At 59.8% G+C, this 7,648-nt stretch carries 9 protein-coding genes and 1 pseudogene; 7 read left to right on the top strand and 3 right to left on the bottom strand.

The features are described from left to right. The 3 genes and pseudogenes from G463_RS23220 to G463_RS23935 all read left to right on the top strand — a co-directional run. A pseudogene (locus tag G463_RS23220) lies at positions 1-300 on the top strand (ISLre2 family transposase); the annotation flags it as partial. 178 nt (positions 301-478) lie between these two features. Further along, entirely contained in the window at positions 479-1,738 is a 1,260-nt protein-coding gene (locus tag G463_RS0113450) for an aminopeptidase (RefSeq protein WP_026975590.1), read from the top strand. Between the two features lie 263 nt (positions 1,739-2,001). Continuing rightward, on the top strand, positions 2,002-2,100 hold the full coding sequence (locus tag G463_RS23935; RefSeq protein WP_284211764.1) for a hypothetical protein: 99 nt from the start codon (positions 2,002-2,004) through the stop codon (positions 2,098-2,100). Positions 2,101-2,207: 107 nt separating this feature from the next. Here G463_RS23935 and G463_RS20440 read toward each other — a convergent pair whose 3' ends face one another. The 3 genes from G463_RS20440 to G463_RS0113430 form a co-directional block, all read right to left on the bottom strand. Beyond that, positions 2,208-2,516: a hypothetical protein gene (locus G463_RS20440; RefSeq protein ID WP_051322302.1), complete on the bottom strand. Its 309-nt coding sequence runs from the start codon at positions 2,514-2,516 to the stop codon at positions 2,208-2,210. A gap of 263 nt (positions 2,517-2,779) precedes the next feature. After that, the gene (locus G463_RS0113435) at positions 2,780-3,229 is read right to left on the bottom strand and encodes a hypothetical protein (RefSeq protein ID WP_026975589.1); all 450 of its coding nucleotides are present in this window, start codon (positions 3,227-3,229) and stop codon (positions 2,780-2,782) included. Between the two features lie 234 nt (positions 3,230-3,463). Beyond that, complete coding sequence (locus G463_RS0113430; protein ID WP_026975588.1) at positions 3,464-4,645, bottom strand: LL-diaminopimelate aminotransferase; 1,182 nt, start codon at positions 4,643-4,645, stop codon at positions 3,464-3,466. Between the two features lie 296 nt (positions 4,646-4,941). Here G463_RS0113430 and G463_RS0113425 point away from each other — a divergent pair, with 296 nt between their 5' ends. Genes G463_RS0113425 through G463_RS0113410 form a run of 4 tightly spaced genes read left to right on the top strand, consistent with a single transcriptional unit; the run spans position 4,942 to position 7,586 of the window. Further along, the gene (locus G463_RS0113425) at positions 4,942-5,376 is read left to right on the top strand and encodes a MarR family winged helix-turn-helix transcriptional regulator (protein WP_026975587.1); all 435 of its coding nucleotides are present in this window, start codon (positions 4,942-4,944) and stop codon (positions 5,374-5,376) included. A 1-nt stretch (position 5,377) separates the two neighbouring features. Further along, positions 5,378-6,181 (top strand): ATP-binding cassette domain-containing protein, encoded by an 804-nt coding sequence (locus G463_RS0113420; RefSeq protein WP_026975586.1) that lies wholly within the window; start codon positions 5,378-5,380, stop codon positions 6,179-6,181. Further along, positions 6,141-6,962, top strand: coding sequence for an ABC transporter permease (locus tag G463_RS0113415; RefSeq protein WP_026975585.1), 822 nt, complete (start codon positions 6,141-6,143; stop codon positions 6,960-6,962). Before G463_RS0113420 ends, G463_RS0113415 begins: the two co-directional genes overlap by 41 nt. A 45-nt stretch (positions 6,963-7,007) precedes the next feature. Further along, positions 7,008-7,586: a hydrolase gene (locus G463_RS0113410; RefSeq protein ID WP_026975584.1), complete on the top strand. Its 579-nt coding sequence runs from the start codon at positions 7,008-7,010 to the stop codon at positions 7,584-7,586. The last annotated feature ends 62 nt before the right edge of the window (positions 7,587-7,648 follow it).

Here is a 7,648-nt window from a genome sequence, read left to right as displayed (position 1 = left end):
CGGATGAAACGGCACGGAGCGCGCTGGAGCGCGTCAGGGGCTGACCATCTGGTTCGGGTCATGGCGGTGCGAGCGAACCGAGAGGCGTATCACTTGGCTGATAACGGCACCAAGAAAGAGGATCAGGCCCGGGTGCCAAAACAAGCTTTCGCCAGTGGGAATATGGCTGATCGCAAGCGCCAGGCGGCAGAGAGCTGGCTGCAGGTACATCTGCCGGCGCTGGATGGACCGCACGCGGGCCGACCGTGGGTCAAGTACGTCCTGCGGGAGCTGGTACGGTCTCCGTTCACAGTTGCATAAATGCTTGACGGTGAGGTCTTACCTACCGGAACTTGACACGGACGGGCGTTCTCGCGCATCGGTGGGATGAACAGAAAATTTGGTATGATGGAAATGAGGGCTCACTGTGACCGCCTGGGCGACGGGCCATGGGCGCTGCCATGGCGTGCGGCATCCTCGAGAAAGGAGCAGATTACATATGCATGACGCAACGTTACAGGAGAAATTGAAGCAATACGCGCAGCTGGCCATTCGCGTTGGCCTCAATCTGCAGCCGGGGCAGCACCTGGTGATTGGGTACGGTCAGCGTCAGGTCCTTCCGGAGCACGTGGAGTTCGTCCGGATGGTGGTGGACGCCGCGTACGATGCGGGAGCCAAGTTTGTCCAGGTCGACTGGGGAGATGAGTGGTGGTTGCGTGAGACCATCGCGCGCGGAGACCTGGACACCTTGGCGGCCAGGGCCCGCTGGCAGGCACAGTGGGTGGAACAGTTGGCGAAGGAGGGCGCTGCGTACCTTGCGCTGCCAGCGACGAATCCCGACCTGTTTGTGGGCGTGGACGCGGAACGGGTGACGCGCGGCACGCGGTCGATTCAATCCGCATTGCGCGAGTTCAACAAGCGCCGCACCAACGACGAGTACGCGTGGACGCTGATGGGCGCGCCGACGCAGGCGTGGGCGGACAAGGTGTATCCGGAACTGCCTGCCGAAGAACGCATCCCGGCGCTGTGGCGCGATATTCTCGCGTGCGCCCGGGTGATTGGGGATGATCCGATCGCGGGTTGGCAGCAGCACATCCGCAATTTGCACAAGCGAAGCGAATGGTTGAACGGCTTGAACATCCGCTCTCTCCATTATCAGGGGCCCGGTACGGACCTGACGGTGGAACTGCCGGACGGGTACTTCTGGACTGCGGCGTCCAAGGATACGCCGCAGGGTGTCACGTTCGTGGCCAACATCCCCACAGAAGAGGTGTTCACGGCGCCAAAGAAGACCGGCGTGAACGGCGTGGTGACGAGCACGCTGCCGTTGAACCACAACGGAACCTTGATTGAAGGTTTGACGCTGCGCTTTGAACACGGCCGCATTGTGGAATATGGGGCGAAGTCCGGGGAAGCGGCCCTGAAGAACATTGTGGAAGCGGATGAGGGCAGCCATTACCTGGGTGAGATTGCCTTGGTGCCGGTGGAGTCCCCCATCGCGAAAATGAACCGTTTGTTCTACAACACCCTGTACGACGAAAACGCGTCGTGTCACCTGGCGATTGGCGAAGCCTATCCGTTGGTGGAGGGTGGACAAACTCTGAAACGCGAAGAGTGGGAAGCGCACGGCTTGAATGAGAGCATCATGCACGTCGATTTCATGATTGGTTCCCCGGAACTCAATATTGACGCCACGACGGCGGATGGCACGCAGGTGCCCATTTTCCGTCAGGGCAATTGGGCCACGCGGTTGGACTGATGCCAAGGTCCGCATCCACCTCGGCCTCGCGTTGTCGTGAGAAACACAAAGCCATGTCCATTCCTGCGGACATGGCTTTCTGTTGGTAGTACGCCCGGCATGGGCGGAATCTTTCTTGGATTCAGCTTCCTGCCCGACAAGTTTGCCACGATACGCCTGGCACCGAAGACGATTGAACGGTTCAAGGAACGGGTGCGCCAGATTACCAGCCGCTCACGGAGCATGTCCATCGCGTGCGCGTCAAACAGTTGAACGCGTACATCATGGGATGGGTAGCGTACTACCGGCTAGCGGAAATGAAGGGGCACTGCGAACGGCGCAGTCTTCGGGCGAGATACCTTACTCTTCGTGGAGTTGCATGAACCGCCGTATGCGGACCCGCACGTAGGTGGTGTGAGAGGACGGGGGCCAGGCGCCCCCTCCTATTCGATTGAGTTTCTCCGTTGACCCATCATGGTGTCGGCGGTTATCACCAGTAATAGCCTGGGCCAAACGCGAGCGCACCGAGCGTCAGTCCGGTCAGTGCTCCAAAACCAAAGAAGGCGGCGGGAGCAAAGACCGGCGCGGCGTTCACGGATTCCTCTGCGGTGTTGTCAGCCAGTGTTGCGGACACCGCTTCGCTGGCGCTGGCCAAGCGTGAACCGGTGGTGGGCATCAGATAGATGCCCTGCCGGGTCACGGACTGCAAGACGCCGTGGTATCGACGGCCACTGATATGATGCGCTATGACAGGGCGGCCAATCATACGGCAGGCGACCGGATACAGCGGATGGTACATGGCAATCCCCTCCCTCCTGTACCACACAATATGTCCGGGAGATGCGCCGTGTACAGGCGTTTAACCGGGATTGCCGACGTCCGCTGATCAGACGCCGCAGCGTGCAGATCTGCCGGAAAACCCTTTCGCTGTGGACTTGTGGAAGGGGATTTCGAGTGGATGACCTTGCGAATCGCAAAGGTCACGAAACTGAAACATTTCTATATTCGAATGATGTGGTGTGAGAATCCTCCTGCTGTCCGTGCAGGGTTCAAGGAAGTGGGCTATTTACCTTTCTTTCCGCCCGGAAAGACGAGGCGAACGTGATCCAGACCATGCCGCTGGAACTCCTGATCGTACTGTTCCTTGCGCCGCCACAGTTTCATTTCCATTTCCTTTGAAAATTCCTTGTCCGGACCCACGCTGACCATCACGTCCCGGTAGGCCAGGTGATGGGACAAAACATCCCAGAACACGTCTTCGTCGTATTCGTCAAGCATCGGCAGCAGGGCTTCTTCCATTGCTTCGTTCGCGTGGAACACGCCGCAGTCCTGACAGTACTCCACCCAGTCTTCGGCGTCAAACTGCCGGGCGAACGAGTAGATGTGGTCGGCGACCTCCTGCAGGTCCCTGCGCCGATCTTCGTGCGGTACGGCGCCATTGGCGACCCATTCGCCGAGAAACACCAGCGCCAGCAGCCGTCGGTATTGATCCTTGGTCAGTTCAATGTGCATGGATTTCTCACCTCTGCTTGTCTTTCTGCCTGGGAACCGGGGAGACTTGCGACCGGGTGCGCCGCTCGTCAGGGACATCGGACCTTTCCATTGTATCGAACCGGCGGAGTTCCCCCAAATGGACCACGGGCACCTCCCCGTCCCATCCGGCGGCGCGGCGCCCCCTTCGCAAAAACGCCGCCGGCAGCCGGCGGCGTAGAAGAGTCCAGCGTACAAGGGCAAGGCGAATGGACGTCAGGTGTGCATCGGCTGCCGTTGCACCAGGAAGCGTTCAATGCGGCCCACCGCTTCGCGCAGCACCTGGGGCGGTTGCACCAGCGCGATGCGGACAAAGCCCTCTCCGTGTTTTCCAAAGGCGTTGCCGGGCGTGACGGCTACACCTGCCTCGCGCAACAGACTGAACGCGAAATCGTACGAGCTCCAGCCTTCAGGAATACGCGCCCACAGGAACATCGTGGCCGGGCACTTGCGCACTTTCCAGCCCGCGGCGGCGAGTCCTTCACACAGAACATCGCGCCGTTCCGCATACGTGTCTGCGAGCCCGTGCAAGGCGTCGTCCGACTGGAGCGCGGCCACTGCAGCGTGTTGAATCGGAAGGAAAATGCCGAAATCGACGTGGGACTTGAACAATGCCAGCGTCGCCAGGACGTCCGCATTGCCGACCACATACCCCACGCGGCAACCAGCCATGTTGAACGCTTTGGACATGGAGTTGAATTCCACCCCCACCTCCATGGCGCCGGGCACGCTGAGAAAACTGTGGGCCCGGATCCCGTCGAACACGAGCTCCGAATAGGCGAAATCGTGGACGACCAAGATATCGTACCGCTTGGCAAACGCCACCACCGATTCGAAAAATTCGCGCGGTGCCAACGCCGATACGGGATTGCCTGGGTAGTTGAGAATGATCATCTTGGCTCGCTCCGCAACGGCGGGAGGAATGCTTTCCAAATCGGGCAGAAAGCCGTTCTCCTCGAGGAGCGGCATGGCGTACACTTGGCCGCCGGCCAGATGAATGCTTGATTCATACACGGTGTATCCCGGGTCCGGACACAACACCAGATCGCCGGGATTCAACACGGCCATGGCCAGGTGAATGAGTCCGTCCTGAGATCCCATCAATTGTAATACTTCCGTTTCCGGCGTCAGCTGGACACCGTACCGGCGCAGATAGAACGCTGCCACCGCTTCGTTGAAGGCGGGGATGCCGGTGATGGTGTAGCCATACATCGAAGGGTCGGAGACCCCTTGGCGCAGGACATCCATGACAATGGACGGAGGGGGCAGGTCCGGGCTGCCGATGCTCAGGTCAATGACATCCACACCGCGGGCGATGGCGGCTCGTTTTTCCACCGTTAATTCGGTGAAGATGGAGGTGGTCATGTTGTCGAGTTTGGCCGACCGGAACACTGGCATGCGGGAGTCTCCTTTCAGGCATTATCCTTTATCTTAGCATGCGGCCGCCGTGGTGTTCGACGTTTTTGAAAAAATTGATTGGAAGCTGGCCACGTTCTGTTTTCGTCGTGAAATGGAACCAATCCTGAACCGGGGCGAGCGATGGAATCGGATGGCATGCCACTTGCATATATGTAGTGTCGCTATATAAAATATTAGTGCAAGGAGGATGTAACGTTCTTGGAAATGACCACGTGCGTTCATCACCGGATCTATCGCGCGATGGCGCTGTGGAGGATGGCTGGAGAGTGGTGACCATGTCTGACCAGGACGCATTGGAGCGGGTGACGCAGTCGTTGCAGGCCATTCAACGCTATCTGCGCCGCAACCGGATGAACGAGGAAGACGGCATCACGCGCGTGCAGTGGCTCATCCTTTGGGATCTTTGGCGCAACGAGCAGCGAACCATTGGGGAGTTGGCCGCAGTCCTCGATGTGCGTTCCAGCACCATGTCGCAGATGCTGGACCGGCTGCAGCTGGCTGGACTGGTGGTGCGCGCGCCGGCGGCGGAAGACGGCCGAGCCCGTGTGGTGCGTCTCACCGAAGCAGGGCGGGCGCGCATCCAGCGCTTGAAGGACGCGAAGACCGCGTGGCTGGCTGGGCCCTTTCAACAGTTGACGGTGGATGAGCAACAGCAATTGGCCGAACTACTCGGCAAGTTGGCCAACGCCTTGCCGACACGGGGGGATTGACATGGATGAAGTCACAGTGCGCGTTCGAGATCTGGCCAAGCGTTTCGGTGAGGTGCACGCTGTACAGGGCGTCAGTTTCGAGGTTCACGCCGGCGAATGCTTTGGTCTGCTCGGACCCAACGGTGCGGGGAAGTCGACCACGCTCAAAATGCTGACCACGCTGTTGCCTCGCGATGGCGGCACCATTGAGATTGCGGGCGTCCCGTTGACTGGGGACGTGACCCGCGTTCGGGCGCGCATTGGCTACGTACCGCAGATGCTTTCGGTGGATGGCAGTCTCACCGGGTACGAAAACCTGCTGATTTTCGCAAAGTTGTACGGTTTGCGCCGAGGTGAGCGCGAGCGGAGAATTGCCGACATCCTCGAACTGGTCGGTCTCGGGGAGGCCGCGGATCGGCTGGTCAAAACCTATTCGGGCGGCATGATTCGCAAGCTCGAAATTGGGCAGGCCATTTTGCATCAGCCGCGGGTGTTGTTTCTCGACGAACCGACCGTCGGGCTCGATCCGGTCGCGCGCAAAGGCGTGTGGGAGCACATTGAACGCTTGCAGCAGGAGCAGAACATGACCATACTGCTGACCACGCACTACATGGAGGAGGCCGAGTCGCTCTGCACGCGGATTGCCATCATGAGTCGCGGGCGCATTGCGGCGGTCGGAACGCCGGCCGAGCTCAGGGCGCAGATGGGGAATCCCGATGCCTCCATGGACGACGTGTTTGCGCATTTCGCAGGAAGTTTCGAGCATGAGGAAGGGGGAATGAAGCATGTCTTCCGAAGCCGTCGCACCGCACGCCGAATGGGGTAAGCCGAGGCATCCGGCTGTGCTGTTCCTGGTGCACGTGGCCGCCATTCTTGAAATGGAAGCCCGAAAACTACGCAAAGATCCCACGGAGCTGCTGATGCGCGGTGTCCAACCCGCACTCTGGTTGCTGGTGTTTGGGCAGGCGTTCAGCCGCTTTCGCGTACTGCCGACCGGAAGCGTGAGTTACAAGGCGTTTCTGACGCCCGGCATTTTGGCGCAGTCCATCACATTCATCTCCATCTTCTACGGAATCGCCATCATTTGGGAGCGCGATATGGGGCTGCTGCAGAAGGTCGCCACCACGCCGATTCGCAAATCCGCGTTGGCATTGGGCAAAATGTTGTCGGCGTCGATTCGCTCCCTGGGACAGGCGGTGATTATTCTGGTGCTCGCGCTCATTCTCCAGATTCACCTGCATCTTGGCGCGCTGTCCATCCTCGGCGTGCTGCTGATGGTGATACTGGGCGGCGCGTTCTTCTCCGGTCTGTCCATGGTTATCGCGGCCATCGTCCGAACGCGGGAGCGTATGATGGGCATCGGTCAGTTAATCACCATGCCGCTGTTCTTTTCGTCGAACGCTCTGTACCCGATGTCTGTGATGCCCGGATGGTTGAAGGTGATTGCCACCATCAACCCGATGAGCTATCTGGTGGATGGCTTGCGAGGTCTGTTGATTGCCACGCCCGACACTCACTTTGGATTGGATGTGTTGGTCCTGGTGGTCGCCGGCTTGCTGATGCTCGCGCTGAACACGGTGTTGTATCCCCGCATCCTCGCGGGATAACGGGCGTTGGAGCGGGATGGAACCCTACACACAGGAGGAGTTATTGTGAGTACATCGCTGCAACTCGAAGCCAAGGAAACGGCCCTTGTGGTCATAGACATGCAGAATGGCGTTTTGCAGTTGCCCTGCCAACCGTACAGTCCGGACGCTGTGCTGGACAACGTGGTGCAATTGGCGGACGCGTTTCGCGCGAAGGGCGCGTTTGTCGTCCTCGTCAATGTGGATTCTCGGGATGGCGGTGACATGCTGCGCCCCATCACGGACGCGCCTCCGCTCTCCCGCGGGGAACGACCGAAGGATTATGCGCAGATTGCCGCACCGCTCGGGCCGAAGCCGACGGATCACCTGGTGACCAAGCACAACTGGGGGGCTTTTTACGGGACGGATCTCGATCTGCAGCTGCGGAGGCGCGGGATTACCACCATCGTCCTGTGCGGCATCGCCACGGGCATTGGCGTGGAGACCACGGCGCGCGAAGCGCTCCAGCACAACTACCAGCAGGTGTTCGCGGAAGACGCGATGACCGCCTTGTCTGCGGCTGAGCACGCCCATTCCGTGGGGTACATTTTCCCGCGCATGGGTCGGGTTCGGAAAACCGCCGAAATCATCGAGGCGCTCCGTTGAGTCAACGGAGAGAGCGCAAAACAGCCCACCCGAGGATGGGGCGGGCTGTTTTGTTCTGCCCG

It is taken from the genome of Alicyclobacillus contaminans DSM 17975, assembly GCF_000429525.1.
GTDB classification, from domain to species: domain Bacteria; phylum Bacillota; class Bacilli; order Alicyclobacillales; family Alicyclobacillaceae; genus Alicyclobacillus_A; species Alicyclobacillus_A contaminans.
This window is presented reverse-complemented; position numbering and strand designations above follow the sequence as displayed.